General features: G+C 41.2%; 17 protein-coding genes. 5 read left to right on the top strand and 12 right to left on the bottom strand.

Annotation, left to right across the window (positions count from 1 at the left end; all coding sequences use genetic code 11):
• A partial coding sequence (locus L0657_RS27645) for a hypothetical protein (protein ID WP_235154107.1) occupies positions 1-426 on the top strand: 426 nt, incomplete at its 5' end.
• A gap of 149 nt (positions 427-575) precedes the next feature.
• On the opposite strand, the gene L0657_RS27640 is transcribed toward L0657_RS27645, so the two are convergent.
• The 5 genes from L0657_RS27640 to rbsK all read right to left on the bottom strand — a co-directional run bounded on the left by L0657_RS27640 (position 576) and on the right by rbsK (position 9053).
• The gene (locus tag L0657_RS27640; protein WP_235154106.1) at positions 576-1964 is read right to left on the bottom strand and encodes an aminopeptidase P family protein; all 1389 of its coding nucleotides are present in this window, start codon (positions 1962-1964) and stop codon (positions 576-578) included.
• Between the two features lie 369 nt (positions 1965-2333).
• On the bottom strand, positions 2334-4499 hold the full coding sequence (locus tag L0657_RS27635) for a sialate O-acetylesterase (protein WP_235154105.1): 2166 nt from the start codon (positions 4497-4499) through the stop codon (positions 2334-2336).
• Positions 4500-4733: 234 nt separating this feature from the next.
• Entirely contained in the window at positions 4734-7040 is a 2307-nt protein-coding gene (locus L0657_RS27630; protein ID WP_235154104.1) for an NADP-dependent malic enzyme, read from the bottom strand.
• A gap of 175 nt (positions 7041-7215) precedes the next feature.
• A complete protein-coding gene (locus tag L0657_RS27625; protein WP_235154103.1) occupies positions 7216-8154 on the bottom strand; it encodes a nucleoside hydrolase in 939 nt (312 codons plus the stop codon).
• A gap of 2 nt (positions 8155-8156) precedes the next feature.
• Entirely contained in the window at positions 8157-9053 is an 897-nt protein-coding gene (gene rbsK, locus L0657_RS27620; protein WP_235154102.1) for a ribokinase, read from the bottom strand.
• Positions 9054-9330: 277 nt separating this feature from the next.
• Between rbsK and L0657_RS27615 the strand changes: the two genes are divergently transcribed.
• Both L0657_RS27615 and L0657_RS27610 read left to right on the top strand, forming a co-directional pair.
• Positions 9331-11982 (top strand): c-type cytochrome, encoded by a 2652-nt coding sequence (locus tag L0657_RS27615; RefSeq protein ID WP_235154101.1) that lies wholly within the window; start codon positions 9331-9333, stop codon positions 11980-11982.
• A gap of 137 nt (positions 11983-12119) precedes the next feature.
• On the top strand, positions 12120-14012 hold the full coding sequence (locus L0657_RS27610) for a CocE/NonD family hydrolase (protein WP_235154100.1): 1893 nt from the start codon (positions 12120-12122) through the stop codon (positions 14010-14012).
• Positions 14013-14050: 38 nt separating this feature from the next.
• On the opposite strand, the gene L0657_RS27605 is transcribed toward L0657_RS27610, so the two are convergent.
• The 3 genes from L0657_RS27605 to L0657_RS27595 all read right to left on the bottom strand — a co-directional run bounded on the left by L0657_RS27605 (position 14051) and on the right by L0657_RS27595 (position 16277).
• Positions 14051-14626, bottom strand: coding sequence for a cupin domain-containing protein (locus L0657_RS27605; RefSeq protein ID WP_235154099.1), 576 nt, complete (start codon positions 14624-14626; stop codon positions 14051-14053).
• Between the two features lie 157 nt (positions 14627-14783).
• Positions 14784-15707: a S1C family serine protease gene (locus L0657_RS27600; protein WP_235154098.1), complete on the bottom strand. Its 924-nt coding sequence runs from the start codon at positions 15705-15707 to the stop codon at positions 14784-14786.
• Between the two features lie 180 nt (positions 15708-15887).
• Positions 15888-16277, bottom strand: coding sequence for a hypothetical protein (locus L0657_RS27595; protein WP_235154097.1), 390 nt, complete (start codon positions 16275-16277; stop codon positions 15888-15890).
• Between the two features lie 595 nt (positions 16278-16872).
• Between L0657_RS27595 and L0657_RS27590 the strand changes: the two genes are divergently transcribed.
• Together L0657_RS27590 and L0657_RS27585 are read left to right on the top strand one after the other, a co-directional pair.
• Positions 16873-17679, top strand: coding sequence for a metallophosphoesterase (locus L0657_RS27590; protein WP_235154096.1), 807 nt, complete (start codon positions 16873-16875; stop codon positions 17677-17679).
• 5 nt (positions 17680-17684) lie between these two features.
• Positions 17685-18281, top strand: coding sequence for a hypothetical protein (locus L0657_RS27585; RefSeq protein WP_235154095.1), 597 nt, complete (start codon positions 17685-17687; stop codon positions 18279-18281).
• Between the two features lie 152 nt (positions 18282-18433).
• On the opposite strand, the gene L0657_RS27580 is transcribed toward L0657_RS27585, so the two are convergent.
• The 4 genes from L0657_RS27580 to L0657_RS27565 all read right to left on the bottom strand — a co-directional run bounded on the left by L0657_RS27580 (position 18434) and on the right by L0657_RS27565 (position 21922).
• Entirely contained in the window at positions 18434-20437 is a 2004-nt protein-coding gene (locus L0657_RS27580) for a T9SS type A sorting domain-containing protein (protein ID WP_235154094.1), read from the bottom strand.
• A gap of 228 nt (positions 20438-20665) precedes the next feature.
• Positions 20666-21115 carry a hypothetical protein gene (locus tag L0657_RS27575; protein WP_235154093.1) on the bottom strand — a complete coding sequence of 150 codons (450 nt, stop codon included), beginning with the start codon at positions 21113-21115 and terminating at the stop codon, positions 20666-20668.
• Positions 21116-21168: 53 nt separating this feature from the next.
• Complete coding sequence (locus tag L0657_RS27570) at positions 21169-21585, bottom strand: DUF2251 domain-containing protein (protein ID WP_235154092.1); 417 nt, start codon at positions 21583-21585, stop codon at positions 21169-21171.
• Positions 21586-21631: 46 nt separating this feature from the next.
• Positions 21632-21922, bottom strand: coding sequence for a hypothetical protein (locus tag L0657_RS27565; RefSeq protein WP_235154091.1), 291 nt, complete (start codon positions 21920-21922; stop codon positions 21632-21634).
• Between the last annotated feature and the right edge of the window lie 12 nt (positions 21923-21934).

The raw sequence follows: 21934 nt of genomic DNA, 5'->3' as shown, positions 1-21934 counted from the left end.
AAAGGTGCACCTCTTTTTTTTCATACGCAAGTACAAGGCAAAAGTATTTTTCAGTTTTTTTTTGAAATAATTTGTAAAAAGCTCAAAATGAGGAAAATGTGCCCCGAAAATATTTTGAAGTTTTTTTACGGGGTTAGTTTTAGGTATGGAAATAGGGCTGGAATGGATGGGAATGCGGTTGTGGGTTCTTTTATCGATGTAGGCAAGTTGGGTTTGATGGTGCGTTTGGAAGATCAGACGATCTGGGCAGATTTGATCGTGGTTTTCGTTCCGATATGTAAGGTAGGGAAAGTTTTGTTTAGCGGGGCAGGTTTGAGGATGGTTCATAGGAGGCTCCGAAGAAGCCCGAAGAAGCTAGGTCTTATTTATTGCTATAAACAGGTGGCTCCGAACGAGCCTGGGATATTGAGGTGTGATTTTGGCTAAAACAGGAAGCTCTGAGGTGGAGCTTGGTAAATTTCAACGTCTTTGAATGGTTAATGACAGTATAGGAATCACTTTCCATAAAAGGACAGCCCGGGAATGGATTGTATAAATAATCCATTCCCGGATTAATGTATATTATATAATTGATACTACAACCTAATCAACCCTTCAATATCAGCTACTGATTTAATAAGCGGTTCACCCAATAATTGGTAGCCATTTTCAGTAATCAAAAAATTCTCCTCTACCCTGGCACCTCCAAAATTGCGGAACGCGTCCAATTTTTCATAATTTATAAAATCCCTCATTTTCCCTTGCGCCTTCCACATATCAATTAATTCAGGAATAAAATATAATCCAGGCTCTACGGTAAGGACAAAACCAGCTTCCAGTTCTCTACCAAGCCTTAGTGATTTCAAACCAAATTCTCTGCTTTTGACCATTCCTTCTGAATAACCGACATACTGCTCACCTAAATCTTCCATATCGTGCACATCTAGGCCCATCATATGTCCGAGACCGCATTGGAAAAATAAAGTGTGGGCTCCTTCATTCACCGCATCTTTAACATCACCTTTCATTAATCCCAATTGCTTCAAGCCATCAACCAAAGTTTCGCACGCCAGTTTGTGAACATCCAGAAACCTAATTCCTGGTTTTAATGCATTTGCCGCTGCCTGTTCGGCTTTGAGCACGATTTCATAAACCTCCTTTTGTAAGGAGCTAAATTTTTGATCAACAGGAAAGGTTCGGGTTAAATCACCTGCATAATGCATTGCGGTTTCAGCCCCGCAATCGCATAACACCAATTGACCCTCTTTCAAAATATCACTTGTCGGATGATTATGAAGCGTTTGTCCGTTTACGGTATAAATAACAGGATAAGCAATATTCCCTCCTGCACTCAGCGCAATTCCTTCCACAATTCCAGCAACATATTTTTCAGTAACATTTTCTCTCGAATAACGGATTGCAGCCAGATGCATTTCGTTACTCATATTTACGGCTTTGTCGATTTCAGAAACTTCCAAAGCAGATTTGTAGGCTCGCTGAGCGATTACTGCTTTAATCAATTCAACCGAAGCTCCATCTCTTACCTTCGCAATTGGAATTTCTAAGATATCACTTAGTTTGATAACCGCATCCGATCGGTATGGTGGCAGGTAATGAATGGTTTGCCCTGACGATAAAGCCTTTTTAACCAAACCTCTGATAGAATTTGATTCTGCCACTTTATTAATTCCTGTTTGCGCGGCAATTTCTGTCAACGATGGCTGCGTTCCCATCCACACGATATCATCAATCGTGGGCTCGTTCCCAATAAGGATTTCAGTATCTTCATCCACATTAATTATTGCACTCAGGCCGGGTTTGTCTAATCCAAAAAAATACAGAAAACTGCTATCCTGGCGAAAATGATACGTATTATCCTTGTAGTTCATCCCTACCTCTTCATTCCCTAAAAAGAGAATCAGCCCACTGCCCACTGCTTTTTTTAGCTGATTTCTTCTATCCTTATATACATCAATACTAAACATCCCCTTGTCCTGATTTAATTAATCTCCATTTTAAGTTTTGGCGGTCATCAATTTTACTGTCTGCTTATTACCGACATTTTTAACAGATCTTCTTCCTTTCTTGCCAATGCAGAATCGGAAATCTAATTTGATATTCGAATCCAAATATAAAAGTAACAGCTAAAATATTTCCAGCCATTATTAATAAGTTATTACCCTATTTTAACATTCAAATTTTGCTGATTTAAATATCAGAAACCCAATGCCATTTTAAATACAAAAGCTGGACAGAATACTTAATGGTTCCAAATTTGCTGGATCTGTCCTTTAAAAGAAAGACGGGTAAACCATCTGTGGCTTACCCGTCTTAGAAATGACATGTTCCCGAACCTACAACACTACAAGCTGTTTGGTAACATCCACACTACCACCTCTAATTCTAACAATATATTTTCCTGACGGCAGATTTCTAACCAGAATCTTTACCCGGCTTCTCATATCCTGCGTTTGCGTCACCACCACTCTTCCGTACATATCGTAGACAATAATTTCCGCGTTTGCTATATCATCGCGCGACTCTACAAAAACGTTATCCCTGGCACCCGGATTAGGGAACACGACAATATCCGATTCACCTTCGGTTATAACCTGCAACTGATTTGAATAAAGCGAGTAACATGTCAGCAAATTACTTCCCAATACATATGTTACATTAGCCCTTGCGGAATACAAACCCGTCTGCGTTGTCCGTAATTCATTCGTCACCGAAGTCGTAAGCAGTTGTTCATCACGTCGCCAGTCATATTTTTCATTTAAACCACTCTGATTTATTGAAGCCAGGGCAGTGAAAGGTCCGATTTTTTCAACCAGAGGAGTTGGTACCTGCGGACGATACAACAATGTTGATACGTCAGAATTATCAGATAGGCAACCAAAAGCATTCTCACTCCTTACAAAGTAATCTCCTCCCTCATTCACCGTCAACGCTGTTCCTGTTACCAGCGAGTTACCGACTCCCTGGCGATACCAATTGTAAATATCGTTTCCGCCATTGATTGAAAAAGTGAAAGAAGAATCTGCACAGGCCTGTTGCGAGCCAATCTCACGGATTGTCGGTTTGGCAGGTTTAACAGTTGTATTAACGACCATTGTCTGAGTACGCAACGTATTTCCATTACCATCCTTCACTTTTCCAGTATACGTGCCGGGACTTGAAACCGTGATAGATCTTGCTCCACGGTATTGCGTGTTCCCGTTCACCGATAATGACCACTCATAATTTAAATATCCTTCGGGCAATGATAAATTTAGTGAGCTGTTATCTGTGGCACAGGTACTTGTAATTCTCGGCTCCTGCGTCACAGGAACAGGATTAGCTGTCGAAAAAAAGTTTAAGCTAAGGGACTCGCCCCAGGCATTGGCCAAGGTATTTAACTGCACGGCACCGTAAAAATGTGTTCCGTCAATTCTTTGAACAGGTAAATTGTCAGTCTCCGGACCAGCAAAAGCAATTCCTGGCAAATCGCTGATCACAGAATTTTGAGCGGAAACGATCGTCGGATTGCTGCGGTAATCCACATACGAAGTCCTTGCGATAACCCAGGGCACTTGTCTGTTAATGTCAGAACTCAGCTTTCCAATTAATGATTGTAAGCTATTTTTATATTCGCCAAAACTCATATTCAATGGAGAATTATCCGTTTCTCCCTGCATCCAAAGGATAGCCCGAACGCCATATTGCTTGGCATAATGCTGGGCAGATAACCTCAGATTTGCATAAGGCATTAATGTTGGATATGGAAGTTGGGGGTTGCTGTAAACACTTGAAGTGGGTATTCCCTGCGCACTTTGCCACCAGTTGCGAATGGAAGTCCCATCCCAGCCCGTATTGACAAACATGACCGGAACATTTAATTTTTGGGTAAGCAAGTCACCTAAAATTCCCCAGCACCAGGTCCCGTGTCCACGAAGACCCATGGTAATGTTTGCATTATTCATCCGGGAAAAAGTCGGAGTGGGAAGGTCGCCGAGGCCGTTCCCTATTTCATTGTTGTAGCTAACATAATTCACACGATCATCGTTTGCAACCGGGCTGGAATAATCCATCCCTTGCGCATTTGACTGCCCTGCGATGATGAAAACCTCTCCAACTCCTAAATGTTCGATCGTTCCGATATTACCAACCATTACACCACCTCTGATGCCCCGCACTTCAATTTTATACCAGCCACCCTCTAAACGAAGTGTGCCACTGAAAGCTCCGCCAGTTGGCCTGTCGTGCAAAAGTGTCCAGCTAATAGGACGCCCTTGATTGTTGCCGATGGGCGTTGCCTGCACCTCAATTTTGTCTACGACTATCGAATAACTTCCACTAATGGTAACATCAGCATAATTACTTTTTTCTCTTTGATAAACGGCACGGTCTAAAGGAGCGGTGAGATTGATTTGGGCATACAGTCCAAATGGGATGAAAAGTACTAATAAACAGACCTTTATAAAAGTCGAAAATGGATATTTCCCAGAAGTACTAAGTAGCGTTTTAACAGTGTATTTCATGTAACGTGAAAAATCAATTGGTATCGTTGTCTAGCTTTCACGACACAAATTTTGCAAAAAGCGTTGTAGCGTGCAATAAAAAACTATTAACCGGATAGAAATCTACCTATCGGGGGTCCAGAAATATTACGACGAAATTATGCATTAAGTTGCATTAATTCTTCACAAAAGTCATAAAATAAATAAACTCCTGTTGACTAGAACAGGAGTTTATTTAACAAAAAAGAGCTCCATTTAGATCTTACCGATCGTTTCAGCATTTTTTGTCTTACTTTTCATTTGAGCATCAATCACTGCGACAAGTGCCATATTATAGATACTGCGCACAGAACTTCCTAATTGCAAGACGTGAACAGGCTTTTTCAACCCTAACAAAATTGGCCCGATCGCGTCGGCATTACCAACCTCTTTCAGCAAATTGTATGCAATGTTACCAGCTGCAAGATTTGGAAAAATTAATGTGTTCACATCCTGATTAACCAGTTCGCTGAATGGATAACTGTCCTTTAACATTTGTGGGTTAAGTGCAACACTTGCCTGCATCTCACCGTCCACAACCAACGAAGGATATCTTTTCTTGATCAGCTTCCTCGCATCCGACATTATCTTCGCTTCAGGAGAATCGCTGCTTCCAAAATTGGAATAACTTAATAACGCAATACGTGGAGTTAGGTTGAAATTTTGTACTTCTCGTGCCGCAAGATTGGTAATGTCTGCAATTTCCTCTGGCGTAGGGTTGAAATTAACAGTTGTATCAGCCAGGAACAACGGACCTTTTTTTGTAATTAAAAGGTACATACCGGCAATTTTCTTAACACCGTCTTCTGTGCCGATAATTTGAAGCGCCGGACGGATTGTGTCAGGATAATTTTTGGTTAGACCAGAAATCATTGCGTCGGCATCGCCTGTTTCGACCATCATACAACCAAAATAATTCCTGTCGTTCATGGCTTTTATTGCCTCATATTCATTGATACCTTTCCGCTGACGTTTTTTGAAATAAAGATCTGCATACTCCTTTCTTTTTTCTTCCTGTTCGTCACTTCTAGGATCTACAATTGTGATACCATCCAGATCAATTCCATTCGCAGCCGCAACTGACTTTATTTTTCCTGCTTCTCCCAATAAAATTGGATAAGCCACTTTTTCATCGAATAGAATTTGCGCCGCTTTCAAAACTTTCCAATTGTCAGCATCAGCAAATACTAAACGTTTTGGATCAAGACGGGCTTTATTTCCAATTACGCGAAGAAGCTGATTATCAAGGCCAAGACGATGATCCAGCTCTTCTTTATACGCATCCCAATCCTGTATACCTTTTTTTGCAACACCACTTTCCATCGCAGCACGAGCCACAGCTGGTGCGACTGTCGACAATAATCGCGGATCCAGTGGTTTGGGAATAATATAATCTTTACCAAAGGAAATAGTTTTCTCGTTATAAGCCAGGTTAACGATATCGGGCACAGCGCTCTTCGCAAGATCGGCCAGGGCCATAACTGCCGCAAGTTTCATTTGCTCATTAATCTGCGTTGCCCGCACGTCCAAAGCTCCTCTGAAAATGAAGGGAAAGCCAAGTACATTATTGACCTGATTAGGATAATCACTGCGCCCGGTCGCCATGATCACATCCTGGCGAGCCGCCGTTGCAGCTTCGTAAGAAATTTCCGGATTTGGATTCGCCATGGCAAAAACGATCGGTTTTGGCGCCATACTTTGGATCATTTCGGGCGTCACAACATTTCCGACACTTAATCCAAGAAATACATCTGCACCTTCAATCGCAGAAGCAAGGGTCATTTCCGGTGTCGCAGAAATAGCGAACTGTCTTCTGTCGTCGTCAAGATCCGTACGTAAACTGTGCAAAACGCCGTCCTTATCAAACAGTGTAAAGTTTTCTGATCTCGCGCCCAAGGATTTATATAGTAAAACGCAAGACATGGCGGCTGCTCCTGCCCCGCTTACCACGAATCTGGCCGTGGCGATATCCTTTCCCTGTAATTCAAGAGCATTTAATAAGGCCGCACTGCTGATGATAGCCGTTCCGTGCTGGTCGTCATGCATCACAGGAATATTCATTTTTTCCCGTAATTGTTTTTCTATGTAAAAACATTCGGGTGCTTTGATATCTTCCAAATTGATACCACCAAATGTTGGTTCAAGTGCAAGAACGATCTGGATGAATTTATCGGGATCCGTTTCATTAATTTCAATATCAAAAACATCGATATCAGAAAAAATTTTGAACAAAACCGCCTTTCCCTCCATCACCGGCTTGCTGGCGTCAGGGCCAATATTTCCAAGACCAAGCACAGCGGTTCCGTTGGTTATTACCCCAACCAGGTTTCCTTTTGCTGTATATTTATAAACATCTTCTACATCTCTGAAAATTTCCATGCAGGGTTCAGCTACGCCCGGCGAGTAAGCCAGTGACAAATCACGCTGTGTTTTTGCATCTTTTGTCGGAATCACCTCAATTTTCCCCGGTCTGCCTTTGGCATGATAATCCAGTGCCTGCTCTTTTCTTAACTGCTCCTTCATAAAATTTAATTTCACTTCATTATCCGGCCATTTTGTATAACAAATCCTGGACGGCTCTTGATTTATGCATTAGTTTATTTGCTTGACATGCCAAAAGTATGACACTTTGAAGGGAATACACCAGACAATTCCATTGTTTTACCAATAATTGGAAAATATCGGCTAAAATAGGCAGTTAGGGTAAATTCTTAATTGCCGCAGCCAGCATCTCAATAAATTCATCGCGCTTGATATCATAACATACTTCTGCGTTCGGCTTTCTGTTTAAAACATTATAAAAGTCGACAACCGTTGCGCCGGATGTCAATTCGCCTTTCGTTTCTACCTCAACATAACAAAATTTTGAGGTAAACATGTCTGGATTGATAAGCCAGGCAATAGCGCATGGGTCATGCAATGCTGCGCCACCTTCAAGCTCAACCCGGTTTTCACGATAAAAAACAGAATAAAATTCCAGAAATCCTGCTGCTGCCTGCCCGCTTTTGTTTCCTATCGCCCTGAAAAGATCAATATCCTTTTGATAGACAACTGCTTTGTGTGTCACGTCAAGTCCACACATCGTGATTGGAATCCCTGACTTAAAAACAATGGATGCTGCTTCCGGATCTGCATAGATATTAAATTCGGCCAGCGGTGTCATATTTCCCCTGAAAATCCCGCCGCCCATCAACGAGATCCTCTCAATCCTGTTTTTCAAATTTGGAAAAGCAAGAAGAAAAGCAGCGATATTGGTCAGCGGTCCGGTAGGAACAATGGTTATTTTCTCTTTACTTTCTGAAATGATTGTAGCAATACCCTCAACCGCCGTTTGGTTTTCTGCTTGCAATGTCGCCTCGATAAACTCAACGCCATGCAAACCACTTTCACCATGTACATTTTCATCAATGACTAAATTTCTAAAAAGCGGCGTTTCCGCGCCACGATACACAGGAACATTCGCGCCAATCAGCGATAGAATTTTAAGTGTATTTGCCAGTGTTTTATCCTGCGTCTGATTTCCAGCCGAAGTTGTAACGGCCTTTATATCAAAAACCCCGCTTCCAAAAGCCAGCATTAACATCAAAGCGTCGTCATGACCAGGGTCGCAATCAATTATAACAGGTATTTTTTTCATGATTATTTTATTTCATGTTGATACGGAGCAGAACTTTGCGCTCCCATTCTTGTAACTGAAATCCCGGACGCTTTGCATGCGAATTGACAAGCATCAATCCAGTCTTTTCCCTCAGAGAGTGCCGACACGATGGCCCCATTAAAAACATCGCCCGCGGCAGTGGTATCAATTGCAATAACTTCTTCCGCCGGAACTATCTGAGTATACTGATCATTTGACAAATAGACGCCCTGTTTCCCCAAAGTTATAATTACATTTTCAATACCTTTCTCGCGAAAGTATAAGGCAGATTGTTTCAGCGTTTCTTCGTTTTCTGGTAAGATACCTGTAAGAATTTTTGTTTCTGTCTCGTTTGGGGTTATTAAATAAATACCCTTCAAAAGATTATCGTCCAGTTTTTGAGCCGGGGCAGGATTTAATACAATTTTCAAATTAAGCTCACGGCATTTTTCAATGATGTAAGCAATCGTTTCGATGGGAATTTCCAGTTGAATTAGAACCAGTTCAACATCCTGAAAAATCGTATCCGGCAGCTCCGATGGTTGCAAATCCATGTTAGCACCAGATGCCACTATTATCTGGTTTTCGCCATGACCATTCACAATGATAGACGCGACGCCAGAGGGAAAATCAGGAGTTTCAAGAATGTATTTAGTATCCAGATTTTCTTTCTCAAAACCCAGTAATGCCTCTTTTCCAAAAACGTCTTTTCCAAGTTTTGCTACGAAACGCACGTCTGCTCCAAGCCGTGACGCAGCGACTGCCTGGTTTGCCCCTTTTCCTCCGGGATTCATTAAAAACGTTTGTCCGAGCACAGTTTCACCTGGTTCAGGAAATTCTTCCGTTTTTACAACCAAATCAGTATTCGAACTTCCGATGACCAATATTTTTCCTGGCATATTATTTCTCTTCTGTTGATTAAGCGAACTTAGTAGAACCGTAAAAACTAGGTATTGATTAACCCGAACTAATCATTTTAAGAAATCGCAATTAAATATTATTTAACCATTTCTGAATCGATTTTAACATTAATCTTTAATATGCCTGCCGTATCGATCAAAATTCTACTCCTTGTGTGGTTTGCTAACATGGAATTGAAGGAATTGTTTGCTAATTTTCGGTTTCAATTGAATAATTCCTACAAGTTCCTGAATCCAATAATATTTAAACAACATTATGTTAAGAATTACTTTTAGCCTTGTTTCGGCTTTTCTAATGCTCATGTGGTTTGGCCCGCAGCATTTGAATTCTGCCAAACAAACCAATTCAGAATCTATTTATCGTGCTGATTCACTTCCAAATGCCAGCAGCTGGCCAAGCGAACTTAGAATTAACCACTTTGCCGGCTCCGATCTGACACCAAGTCCGGCTTGTCTCGCTGTCGCTGCGACAGGTGAAGTCTTCGTCGGCGTCGATATGATCGGCTCCCTTGGAAAAGATCCTGGAAAAGGAAGTATTATCAAACTTACTGATACGGATAACGACGGAAAAGTTGACAAGCATACCGTTTTCGCAATGGCGGATAATCCACGCGGGATTATTGCGATGGGCGATCAGGTTTTCGTTTTGCATACCATATTTTCTCCTGAAACAAAGCTTGCGACAGGCATGGACCTTGTTGTTTTTGAAGATAAAAATCAGGATGGCGTGGCGGACGGCCCGTCAAAACCACTGATCAAACATATCAGCTCGCCTAAATTTTTGCAAAGCCGTGGAACCGACCATGCCACAAACGGGATACGTATGGGAATCGATGGCTGGATTTATATCTCAGTAGGAGATTTTGGTTTCCATGATGCGGAGGACAGAAGCGGTAAAAAAATGACTATGCTGGGTGGCGGAATTGTCAGAGTGAGACCGGACGGTACTGAGATGGAAGTTTACACGCATGGTATGCGGAATATCTATGATGTCGCGATTGACCCTTTCATGAACATTTTTACACGTGGCAACACGAACGATGGCGGAGGATGGAATATCCGTTTCAGCAACCAGATCCAGTCTGGAGAGTATGGTTATCCGGTCCTTTTCCAACATTTTACAGATGAAATCATTCCTGCCCTGGTTGATCTTGGCGGCGGATCCGGAACAGGCGCGTTGTATATGGATGAATCTACGTGGCCTGAAAAATATAACAACGTGCCTATGATGGCCGACTGGGGAAGAAGTCAGTTATTCATTCACCGCGTCACGCCTGACCAAGCGACTTTTACCCAAAAAGACGAAGAATTCATAAAACTATCACAAATAACCGACCTCGATGTAGACGGTTCGGGAAGGTTGTATCTTTCTGCCTGGGATGGCGCCGGATATTCCGGAAGTCCTGCAAAAGGATTCATCGTCCGCGCTGTACCTCAAAATTGGAAATACAAAGCATATACAAATGTAAAGAAAGCATCGATCAAAGAGCTTGCTGCTTTATTGAAATCAGGAAGCGCGGTTGCCCGCCTGGATGCGCAACAGGAGTTGCTGACCCGCCCGGCGAAACAAGCTGCCGAAGTTTCCTGGAAGATTGCCATGGATAAAAAGCTTCCGCTTCAGAACCGTGTCGCAGGAATGTATACTTACGCACAAATTACTGGCGCAGAAGGTATTTCCAATATATTAAAGTTGACAGAAGAAGATTCCATGCGTGAGTTCGCATTACGCGCTGTGAGTGATCGTAAGGGAAATCTTAAAAATGTTCCGACGGAGGTATTTTTAAAAGGATTGAAAGACGCTTCTCCTCGTGTGCAAATTACGTCAACTATTGGGCTCGGACGCCTTGGACGTATTGAAGCTGCGCCGGCATTGTTGCAGGTAAAAGTTCCTGCCTCATTTGTGGCACCAGTGAAAGACGTGGAAGGTCCGCATGCGACGCCAAATTCAGCCATTATTCCTCCCCATATTGCTGTACGTTCTCTCGTGAGCCTGAATGCGGTTGATGCATGCGTAAGTGCAATTGGCACAAAAAATTCAACGATCGCATTATGGGCATTACGTTATATGCACGACCCAAAAGCGGTAAACGGATTGATCGCTGCCTATCAACAGTCGAAGGATGAAAAATTGAAAAAGCAAATCCTTGTCACACTGTCCCGCCTGTACAAAAAAGAAGCAGATTACGACGGTTCATGGTGGTGGAGCACAAGGCCAGATTCGCATGGTCCTTATTACAAAGCCATCACCTGGGAATCTTCACCTGCGATCAAGGCTATATTGACAGAAGAATTTAATAAATCGGATGCGACTGGAAAACAGTTTTTTGCTGACCTGAACAGCAGACATCGGATGGAAATCGCTGAATTTGGAGGTGATGAAATCGTTGCTGCAAAAGAAGAGGTAAAGGTTGATCTTGACAAGATCAGAAATAAAAAAGGCCAGGTTGGTGAAGCTTCAATTGAGGATGTGATGCTTGCTATGGCGAAAATCAATGGCGATCCGGCATTGGGAAAAACACTTTTCACAAAACAAGGCTGCGTGGCTTGCCACAGTATCACAAAAGGAGAAACCATGAAAGGGCCCTTCATGGGCCAGATTGGCTCGATTATGAACCGTGAACAGATCGCTGAGTCCATTTTAAAACCTAACGCGTCGATATCCCAGGGTTTTGCTTCTGTCGTGATTGAAGCCAAAGGAAATAAGACTTATATGGGTTTTATTACGCAGGAGTCTGCGGCAAAAGTGGTGATGCGGGATATCACTGGCCAGCTTTACACCATCAAAACTTCTGATATCGTTTCACGCAAAGAACTGGAAGATTCGATGATGCCGACAGGACTTGCAAACGCTTTGTCTTATGAAGAATTTGCATCACTGATCACTTTCCTTTCGCAACAGAAAAAGTAAGATCAGGATATTTGGTTTTTACAAAAAAGCAGGCCATAATGGTCTGTTTTTTTTGTAAATAACTGGCACTATGAATCTTAATTTTCTAAATAAAATTCATAGTTTAAGGATCACTTCCTATCACCAATCCCCTTTTTATGAAAAATAAGATTACTCCCACATTATTTTTTGTTTTAACATTTTTAATTTTCGCCAATCCGTCGATTGCGCAGCAGGATGTTCTCAAACAATTGCAGGAAATCGCCGTCATTGAACAAAAGGTTATGATGCCAATGCGCGACGGAGTCCGCCTTGCTACTGATGTTTACAGACCAAAGACTGACAAAAAAGTTCCTGTCATTTTTTCTAAAACGCCGTATAACTTTAATTCCTGGGGCGATGGAGAAATGAAATCAGGCACATATCAGGCTGCTCTGGACGCCGTCAAAAGGGGTTATGCCTATGTAGTTCAAAATGAGCGCGGCAAATTTTTTTCGGAAGGAAACTGGGAAATACTGGGCCCACCGACGACCGATGGTTACGACGCCTTTTCATGGATGTCGGCGCAGCCATGGAGCAACGGAAAGATCGGAACGCTTGGCTGCTCTTCAACTGCTGAATGGCAAATGGCAGTTGCCGCGTTGGATCATCCGTCACACGCGGCAATGGTTCCGATGGGTTTTGGCGCGGGTGTAGGGAAGGTCGGACAATTTATGGAGCAGGGAAACTGGTATCGAGGAGGCGCCCAGCAAATGCTCTTTACGACATGGCTCTATGGGACCGAAACAGACAACATGGCTCGTCCGCTATTTCCAAAGGAAGCAACAAGCGAGGACCTCACCAGAATTTCGAGATTTTATGATCTGGCACCGGAGATGCCAAAAGTAGACTGGGCACAGGGGCTGAAACATTTGCCGGTAAAGGATATCATCCAGAATGTAAACGGGCCAAAGGGAACTTACGAGAAAATGATTGTGAGAAAACCCTCAGATCCTGAGTGGTTTAAGGGTGGACTTTATCACGACAATATGCCTTTCGCCGTACCAAGTTACTGGTTCGTTTCGTGGTATGATGTTTCGACAGGGCCGAATTTTGCACTATTTAACCATGTTAGAAAAAATGGTACCGATCAGCAGGTAAAAGATGGACAATTCCTGGTGATTGCACCAACACTTCATTGTGCATATAAACGCGCAACTGAAAACACAATCGTCGGCGAAAGAAGTGTTGGAGACGCAAGACTAGACTACGACGGGCTGATCTATGGATGGTTTGATTACTGGCTGAAAGGTGAAGAAAATAATATGCTTAAAAAGACACCCCGGGTACAGTACTATACAATGGGCTCTAATAAGTGGCAATCTTCTGAAACCTGGCCGCCGGCAAATGTAGAACCGACTACTTATTATTTATCCAGCAAGGGCAGCGCAAATAGTTTATATGGTGATGGAAAATTAACGTTAAGCCCAATTGGTAAAGATGAAAAACCAGACGCATTTACTTATGATCCGGCATTTCCTGTTCCTTCGTATGGCGGGAATGTCTGCTGCACGGGCACAGCAATCCAAGGAGGATCGTTCGACCAGCACCAGATGGAAACTCGTCAGGATATTCTGGTTTATACGACCGAACCATTCAAAGACGGGGTGGAATTAACCGGTTCGATTGAGACAACTTTGTTCGTAGGATCTGACGCCAAGGATACTGATTTTACAGTAAAATTGATCGATGTGTATCCGGATGGGCGAGCTTACAATCTGGATGAGACAATCCTTCGCGCACGTTTCCGGGAAGGCTTTGACAAAGAAGTAATGATGGAAAACGGAAAAGTTTACAAGTTGACGCTTAGCCCTATGTCGACCAGCAATTTCTTTGAACCAGGCCATCGCGTGCGTGTAGAAATTTCCAGCAGCAATTTCCCAAGATTCGAACGAAACATGAATACCGGCGGAAATAACTATGATGAATCAAAGGGCATCATTGCGCACAATAAGGTCTTTCATTCAGCGCAGTATCCGTCAAAAATAGTTTTGCCAATTATCAGGAAATAATATTTGAACCGGATCGGCACCCGTCGATCCGGCTCAAATTAAAACTTTTTCATATAGTCCAGAGCCGGCCCGATCCGTTCAAAACCGTGTGCTTTCCGAAAATTATCCTGTTCTTCAAGCGATAATTTAGCCAATTTCCCTTCGCTTACTTCCTGGAAAAATGCCTCCATCTTTCCCGCGGGCTGAAATAAAATTAACATCTTCGCCTCTTCACCTCCTGTCTTGGAAAAGGTATGCGGTACTCCCCTGGGCCCGAAAACACTGTCTCCTGCCTTTACCTGATAGGTTTCCTCCCCTACTTTGATCAAAAATTCTCCCGATAAAATATACCACCATTCATCCTGTTCGTAGTGTACATGAAGCGAGGGTCCACCGTTTTTTACACGTGTTGATTCGAATAAATACATATCGCCGTCTGTATCCTTCGAAGCAATTTTTGTAAAAAAACTGTCGCCTTCAAGCAGGGAAATACTTTTGTCAAAACGGTCCTTCCCGTTGTCAACTTTTATGCCTTTTTTTCCGCGGTCTAATTGCCAGGATTTCGCTTTTATTTCAGCAGCTGACAAAACCGGAAGTACCCCCAGTGATATTTTAAGAAATGTGTTTCGTTTCATAAGTTGAGATTTATTTACTTAGTCATTATTAACAACTAATTTAATATCAATCAATTACTGAAACAACAACAACTTATCTAACGCAGAATGTCACCAAACTTTCAAACCGAAGCGTGGAGACATTTTTAAATAATCATTAATAAATGGCCTTTATGATTCATTTCTTTTCCATGGGGACGATTATAAAATTCAGTAATTCAGTATGCCGGATCACAGAAATATTCGTGATTGAAAGTACTTCTCGGTGCGTCAGTTGTTTGAAAAGTTCATTACTGCTGCTCACCGGTTTATCGTTAAAAGACACAATGATATCTCCTTCCTGAAGCTGCGAACGCGATGCGGGCGAATTCACTTCTATATGCGTAACAAAAATACCCTGATGATTGGGTAGCTTATAATGCTGACGGATTTTTTCATTAACTGGAACGTCCTGCAATTGCAAACCGAGATATGCTTTGAAGACTTTACCATCCTTGATAAGCTGCCTCGCGATTTCCTTTGCAGTATTTATGTCAACAGAAAAGCTCAGGCCCTGCGCTCCCTGGATCACCGCCGTATTCACACCAACAACTTCTCCTTCCGTATTGATCATCGGGCCGCCCGAATTTCCTGGATTTAGCGCGGCATCTGACTGAATGACATTATCGACAAATCTGCCTGACTGGGTTTGTAGTGAACGGCCGAGCGCGCTTACCACGCCGGCTGTTACAGTATGCTGATAGCCATATGGATTACCAATCGCGATCACGAACTGTCCGATTTGTAATTCACTCGCATCCCCCAATTTAGCGACAGAGTAACCCTGGGTGTAAATTTTCAGAACTGCAATATCTGTGTCGGGATCTTTGCCGATGAGCTCAGCTTCAATTTCATTATTATTCAACAGGCTCACCATTATTTTCTCCGCACCTTCAACAACGTGGCAGTTGGTGAAGATAAATCCGTCGGATGAAAACAAAAATCCGGAGCCGGAACCGGCCTGACGAAGTTTACCTTTTTCCGATTTAAAGACATCTATTTTTACGACTGCGTTTTTTGTCTTATTCACAGCCTCTATGATCATACTTGAAAATGCGTCCATATGCGTATCGTTTATATGTGAATCTGCATATCAAATACTTATCCAGGTATTTTTTTGTGCCAATGTGGCAAAAAATGACCTCCAAGCTGCCATAAAGCCATAAAAAAAGTCTCTTAACAGTATGTTATACTATCAGGAGACTTTTAGATTTTGCTGATGAATTATACTTAACGAACTTAATTAGCCAGCCATCAAAATTCTTCTACTCATATCCGTCAATCGGATTCCTCTTAGCGTTTTCACCTTTTTGGCAACATTGATTGCATCACTAAAAACATACCCTGCTCCAAAAAACTGTTTGAACTCTTTAACAGATTCATCCAAATGTTTTTTAGATAATCCGCTGTAAACAAGCTGCAATAATTGTGATTTCTCAGGTGTCAGACTTTGAAGTTTCCAATATTTTGGATGGTTTAATCCGATAGGAGCTCTAAAAAACTTATCATGTTTTTCTTTGATCAGAAATTCAAAATCAATGCTCACCTGTCTGTTGTTTTTGACGGCAGTTCCCTTTATCACAATTTTTGCCTCTCTGTCTACGGCCAGACTGAATGTTTTTTCGTGTGTCATCTTTGCTAATAGTTTATTGAATGAATCAGGTAGAAAATTTTAGAGATATTATTTCGAATAAATTCGAACTGAGTCAATAATATTATGCCAAATAGGCACATGGAGTTAATATTCATTATTTTTTTAATATGGTTAAGAAGTTATATCCAATTAAAATTTCCTTAGAAGAGTAGAATCATCGGTTTCCAGGTCCAAACTAAAAATAATGAGTTACGCCTACTTGATTTCCTGAGGGCCCAAAACTGCTGAATAGCGATGATTTTCCCCATGTGGGCTGCTACTTTCCTAGCTGTTTTGACTTACCCATCGGTCAGAGCGTGAGTGACTTCCAGAAATTTTTTGATTCCAAAATCCGCGCAAATTTAAAATTTCTATATTTTCAATTTCTGCAAATCTCAAATACTCACTGCTGTTATCCGTATTTGTTTTAAACACAAATAACATTTTTAAAAGGAATTAACTTTAAATTTCTCATTATGAAACGATTATGAGATATAATTGCGGTATTAATGCTTTTAAAAAAAACTGTGGCAGGAATTTTACTTATCAAATGGCAGTTGTTCATGTTAACGTTATAAATTAACCCTAATTCACTTTGAGAACTTTTCCGCAACTGATAATTCTGTTCCTCGGAATTTCACTCATTTCCTGCGATGGAATTTTTCAGTTTAATCCTAATCAGATTGTTTTGAAGGAAAGTCAGAGAAACCTGACCGGGAAGAATATTGAAAAAATAGTTAAGATACCGGTCAAAGATACACTCCGATTTATTTTCATGGGCGATTCCCAACGCTGGTATGATGAAACTACGCATTTTGTAGAAAGTGCAAACAAGCAGCGCGCCATTGATTTCGTACTGCATGCCGGCGATATTTCGGACTTTGGAATTACGAAAGAGCTGAAATGGATTAACGACATTATGAAGGATTTGAAATATCCTTATCTCACGGTGATCGGTAATCACGATATTGTGGCAAACGGTTCCGATGCATATGTCAGAATGTTCGGCCCATTGGATTATTCGTTTGGCTACGGCGACTACAAATTTATATTCATCAATACAAACTCCCTTGAATACGGACTTGATGGAAGCACGCCTAACATTCCCTGGCTGAAATCGCAGCTGGCCGATAATCCTGATAAAAAACAGACCATCGTCATTGGCCACGTTCCACCTTTTGATGCAGATTTCGATAAAAATCTGGAAGAGGAATATGCTGCGACCCTGGCAGCGGATCCTAATCTAAAATTTACGCTTTATGGTCATCAGCATGCCTTCAAAGAAAGTGAATATTATAATGATGGAGTTCAGTATTATCAGACCACCAGCATGGGAGACAGGGGATACCTGATCATTACATGCTGGAAAGATGGACAAAAGGTGGAGCGCGTTGAATTTTAATCGTTATGAAAAAAATATTACTAATACTTCTTTTGTCAGTAAATATTGCTGCAATTGCACAAGATGATCAGCCTGGCCTTAAATCCAGAAAGTGGTATATTCCTGATCATTTGAAATTGCATTTTGCAGGTAATATCGGCTTTTTGTCAGGCGGTCCTGGTTATGTTTCAAACAATAAATCGCTTGAAATAGATCTTCTTTTCGGTTTCCTTCCTAAAAAGTTTGGTGGAGATGCATTGGTCACAATATCAACCAAAACTACTTTTTCACCCTGGAAAATTCAGCTAAAAAACGGATATTATATTCGCCCATTTTCTATCGGGGCATTCCTGAGTTATACCTTCGGGCCTCAATTTGACACCAAATGGCCCTCCTATTATCCGGCAGGTTACTATTGGTGGGCAACTTCTTTCCGGCCTGGCGCTTTTGTCGGAGGAAAAGTTGGACGAAATTTGGTAATTAAAAATCAGGTGAGACAATTTGAATTTTACTACGAACTTGGAAGTTATGATCTGCTCATGATCAGTTATGTACAGAACAGAGAATACCTCAAACTTTCGGATATTAGCAATTTATCTTTTGGGGTAAAAATGGCGTTTTAGTGTTATATACGGAATTTATTAATTTGTTTTATTTCAATGCCCCGACGTTACACTTCTCCTATTATCCAAATTTTGTTTGCCCGCCCATTACACTGAAAAAGCACAGGGCGATATGAAAATTCCCGCAGTCGCGGAAATTTTCAACCTATAAACTATCGCTTCAACAAAATTCGGTGCATTTCCAGAAGCCCATTAGATAACTCAACTTTAACCAAATAGGATCCCTCGGAAAGGTTGGATACGTCAATGCCATTTGTCGAATTATATAATTCCACTTTGGTTACAATTTGTCCTAAATTGTCAATTAGTTCAACTTGTTTTATTCCAAATAAAGAGTCTGATTTAAGATATACTTTCTTCGAGACCGGATTAGGGTATAAGGTCAATGATGCTTTTTTTATCAACTCAAAATCAATTATTTTACTATAGGCAAAAGTGGCATCACGATCTATCATTTTAAGACGGTAGTAGTTAATTCCTTGGACGGGGTTATTATGAACAAATTGATAATTAATCACAGAATTACTATTATAAGCCGCATTAGCAACACCTATATTCTGCCAGATCTTTGCGTTGAAACTATGCTCAATCTCAAATTTATCGCTGTTAACTTCATTTGTAGTGCTCCATTTCAATATTGCTGTTTGATTTTCATTCTGGACAGAAATGTCCGTTAAGGTCACCGGCAAGGCATTTTCTGACCCAACCGTAGCTAGTGTGAAGGGACTAAAACTGGATACTGCACCAGCAGACAAAACCTTACCCACTGTTAAAGACCCAGACGTCCCGCCATTGCCGAGATCTTCCCATCGGGTCCCTTGCCAATGTGCCACGCGGAGCTGAGAAGTATTTTTAACATTTCCCTCATCCTCATTGTACCCAAGCGTAATTTGAACGTTACTTGTACCAGATAACCTTGAAAGATCCCAATATCCCCTGTTGCTTACCTTCGATAGCGAAGCATCTTTGGAACTTAGACTGTAAGGATTTCCATATGAAAAGAATTGTTTAAAGCTAACGCCAAACTTATCTGTTGACGCTGAGGGTGCACTTATCGTTAAAGGCAAAAGTTTAGTTCCATCACCGACCGGAAAGGTAAATTCTTCGTCACCAATTTTTTGTACCTGCCCAATGATATGGCTTGTATTGCTCGCACCCGAAACAGTCGCTCCATCAGCCAATATAATCGGAGCTGAGGTGGAATTAATATAGCCACTCGTAAAAGTCAAATGACCCGGAATAGTAATTGTGCGACTAATACCCAGCGTTTCCTGTCCAGTCGTTGCAATTTCAAGGTTTTTGAATACAAAGGGAGAAAAGCCACTGCCATTATAAATATATGCTCTGAAATTACCAACCAGTTTAAAATTACTTGTGCCTCCGATCGTAATGTTATGGCTGGGAATAACAGGACCACTATGAACGATATCTACGTTTCCTGCAATGTTGGTATTCGATTCGTCAGAACCTATTGTTAGTTCTCCTCCAACTAAATTTGTGTATCTAAAATTTCCCCGAATCGTTGCTCCACCAGAGAAAAGTTGAGATCGCTGGGTATACAATCCACTTGTTATCCCTCCAAAGCGGCCTCTGATAAATTCCACATTGCCTTCGAAAACTGATCTTGAAAATGACAGTGAAAAGTAAGCATTGCCGTTTTCCGTAACCTTTAAATTACCTTTATAATGATTTGATCCCTCACCCGCGTAATCAATACGAGTGCGATCCAGAAACATTCCTTCGTAAATGATTTCCGTGTTACCCTCAAAAGTGCAATTTGTAATCGTCGCAATACTGAAAACGTAAATAAAGATATCTGTACCGGGTTTGGTATTTTTTATTAAAGCACCGTTTAAGCTTAGGCTCATGGATACAATCTTCCCAACAGAAATCCTGAAGCCATGCGTGTCAAGTTGCGAGCCAGGTCCCATTTGTAATAACCCAAGAGAAATATTTCCTGAGAGAACTGGCCAATTCGTAACACCTGTACCAGGAATCACAATATCTGAATCTATGTTAGGGATGACTGCCGGAAGCCAATTTCCAGAAACATTCCAATCGGAGCTGATTGCACCAGTCCAGGTTTGTGCATAAGAAGAAAAATTGATTACACAAACAAAAAGGATAGCTAAGCATGTTTTAATAAGTGTGTGCATAAAATGGAAGGTTAGATGTAACTTGTTGCAAATAAGCAAAATTAAGCCTATTTCAAAAATCCCTTATTCGAATATTCCAACAACGATTAAATTTCAGACATGTAAGGAAATCATCATATCAATTGCCTACTCTGTCCTATTTTTGTTAAAATCTGATTCTAAATGGTTTGCAAGGCTACTATTTATATTAAAAAATGCTAAATCAAAACCAATTTTGGAGCAAGCAAATTACACAACCAACAGAAAATCCAAATCCTGTAAATCAGGCTTTACAAACCCTCGCCTGGCTTCAACCGAAAATATCACCTCGCGACTGTAAAATTTAAGGAAATTGGATGGATTTCCGTAAGGACTATTTGCTAAATCGTTCGCTGCATTTAACAATGATTTTTCTTTATGAACCTCTTTCCAATACCCATCCAAAAGCCATATCCAGAACTGCGTAATCGTTTCGTGGTAACCGCTGAAATCGGTATTTTCCTTTCCTAGCGACTCATTGTATTCTGCAATGTAAGTTGGCATCAGTACCGAAGTTTCCTCCAAACCATGATTAGAGACAAACCAAAGTCCGACTGTAAGATGAGCAAAATGTGTCCATTCTTCTTCCGGAAGCTTTTTTGACACAAATTTATCGACCAGACTTTTGATGTCTGAAATATTGAGATAGTGGTTAACCATAGTCAAAAGTAAAATCCAGAACTAAAATAAAACCTGAAAAATGCAGACAATTTTCAGGAGCGTTTCTCGTCCACCACCAGATATTTTGCCATGACTTCTTCCGTCAATTGCCTTTCATTGACCAAAGCCCAGTCTCCGGTGTTTTCCGGAATACCATTTCTGCAATATCCGGCTCTGAGACCGAAATCAAAAATAGCGTGATAATGTTTATTGATGATCAGAAAAGCAATCCAGCCATCCTCACTCCAACCGATTTGCAGCTCCGTAGGCAATGTTTTTTCTGTGATATCAGCAACATTATAAATATGCAGTCCATCCAAAACTTCCGGCTGTTCTGATTTATTAATTGCATAAAACACGCCGGTCGTCATATCATCCTCAAAAGCTACACCGAAATTTTGGGTTGGGGAGAAGCTGTGGATGAAGGTGTCGTGGCTGATTTTGTAGTTGTGGGTTAGTTGTGGGTTCAATTTTAAGAGAATTTGGATTTACTTCTTTGATATAGTCATTTCGAGCCTATTTTGGCTCTTTTAAAAGATATGGGACGGCTTTTACCAACCGCGTGTTATTGAACTCTTCAATCGTTCGTACATTTTCAGCAGGAATAATTCCTCTACTAATCCAGTTCGTAACAGTTTCAGTGTTTCTAATATCAAAACGTTTGCAATATTCCTTGATCGTAACCCAATCAGTAAGATCAACAACCTCACCCTGGCTGATAAGATACGATTTCGCATCCTGGATCATAAGATCTGTATCAGCAATCAGTGCTTGTAAATGTGCTTTAAATTCTTCTCGCGTTTCCATGTTCAAATTTTA

Source organism: Dyadobacter sp. CY345 (genome assembly GCF_021502725.1).
In the GTDB taxonomy this organism is placed as follows: domain Bacteria; phylum Bacteroidota; class Bacteroidia; order Cytophagales; family Spirosomataceae; genus Dyadobacter.
Note: the sequence above shows the minus strand (reverse complement) of the source record. Positions and strands in the feature narration are given on the sequence as shown.

Excerpts from the sequence above, each read along its gene's own strand:
- L0657_RS27640 (WP_235154106.1), bottom strand. The coding sequence starts at position 1,964 with ATGTTTAGTATTGATGTATATAAGGATAGAAGAAATCAGCTAAAAAAA.
- L0657_RS27635 (WP_235154105.1), bottom strand. The coding sequence starts at position 4,499 with ATGAAATACACTGTTAAAACGCTACTTAGTACTTCTGGGAAATATCCA.
- L0657_RS27630 (WP_235154104.1), bottom strand. The coding sequence starts at position 7,040 with ATGAAGGAGCAGTTAAGAAAAGAGCAGGCACTGGATTATCATGCCAAA.
- L0657_RS27625 (WP_235154103.1), bottom strand. The coding sequence starts at position 8,154 with ATGAAAAAAATACCTGTTATAATTGATTGCGACCCTGGTCATGACGAC.
- rbsK (WP_235154102.1), bottom strand. The coding sequence starts at position 9,053 with ATGCCAGGAAAAATATTGGTCATCGGAAGTTCGAATACTGATTTGGTT.
- L0657_RS27615 (WP_235154101.1), top strand. The coding sequence starts at position 9,331 with ATGTTAAGAATTACTTTTAGCCTTGTTTCGGCTTTTCTAATGCTCATG.
- L0657_RS27610 (WP_235154100.1), top strand. The coding sequence starts at position 12,120 with ATGAAAAATAAGATTACTCCCACATTATTTTTTGTTTTAACATTTTTA.
- L0657_RS27605 (WP_235154099.1), bottom strand. The coding sequence starts at position 14,626 with ATGAAACGAAACACATTTCTTAAAATATCACTGGGGGTACTTCCGGTT.
- L0657_RS27600 (WP_235154098.1), bottom strand. The coding sequence starts at position 15,707 with ATGGACGCATTTTCAAGTATGATCATAGAGGCTGTGAATAAGACAAAA.
- L0657_RS27595 (WP_235154097.1), bottom strand. The coding sequence starts at position 16,277 with ATGACACACGAAAAAACATTCAGTCTGGCCGTAGACAGAGAGGCAAAA.
- L0657_RS27585 (WP_235154095.1), top strand. The coding sequence starts at position 17,685 with ATGAAAAAAATATTACTAATACTTCTTTTGTCAGTAAATATTGCTGCA.
- L0657_RS27580 (WP_235154094.1), bottom strand. The coding sequence starts at position 20,437 with ATGCACACACTTATTAAAACATGCTTAGCTATCCTTTTTGTTTGTGTA.
- L0657_RS27575 (WP_235154093.1), bottom strand. The coding sequence starts at position 21,115 with ATGGTTAACCACTATCTCAATATTTCAGACATCAAAAGTCTGGTCGAT.
- L0657_RS27565 (WP_235154091.1), bottom strand. The coding sequence starts at position 21,922 with ATGGAAACGCGAGAAGAATTTAAAGCACATTTACAAGCACTGATTGCT.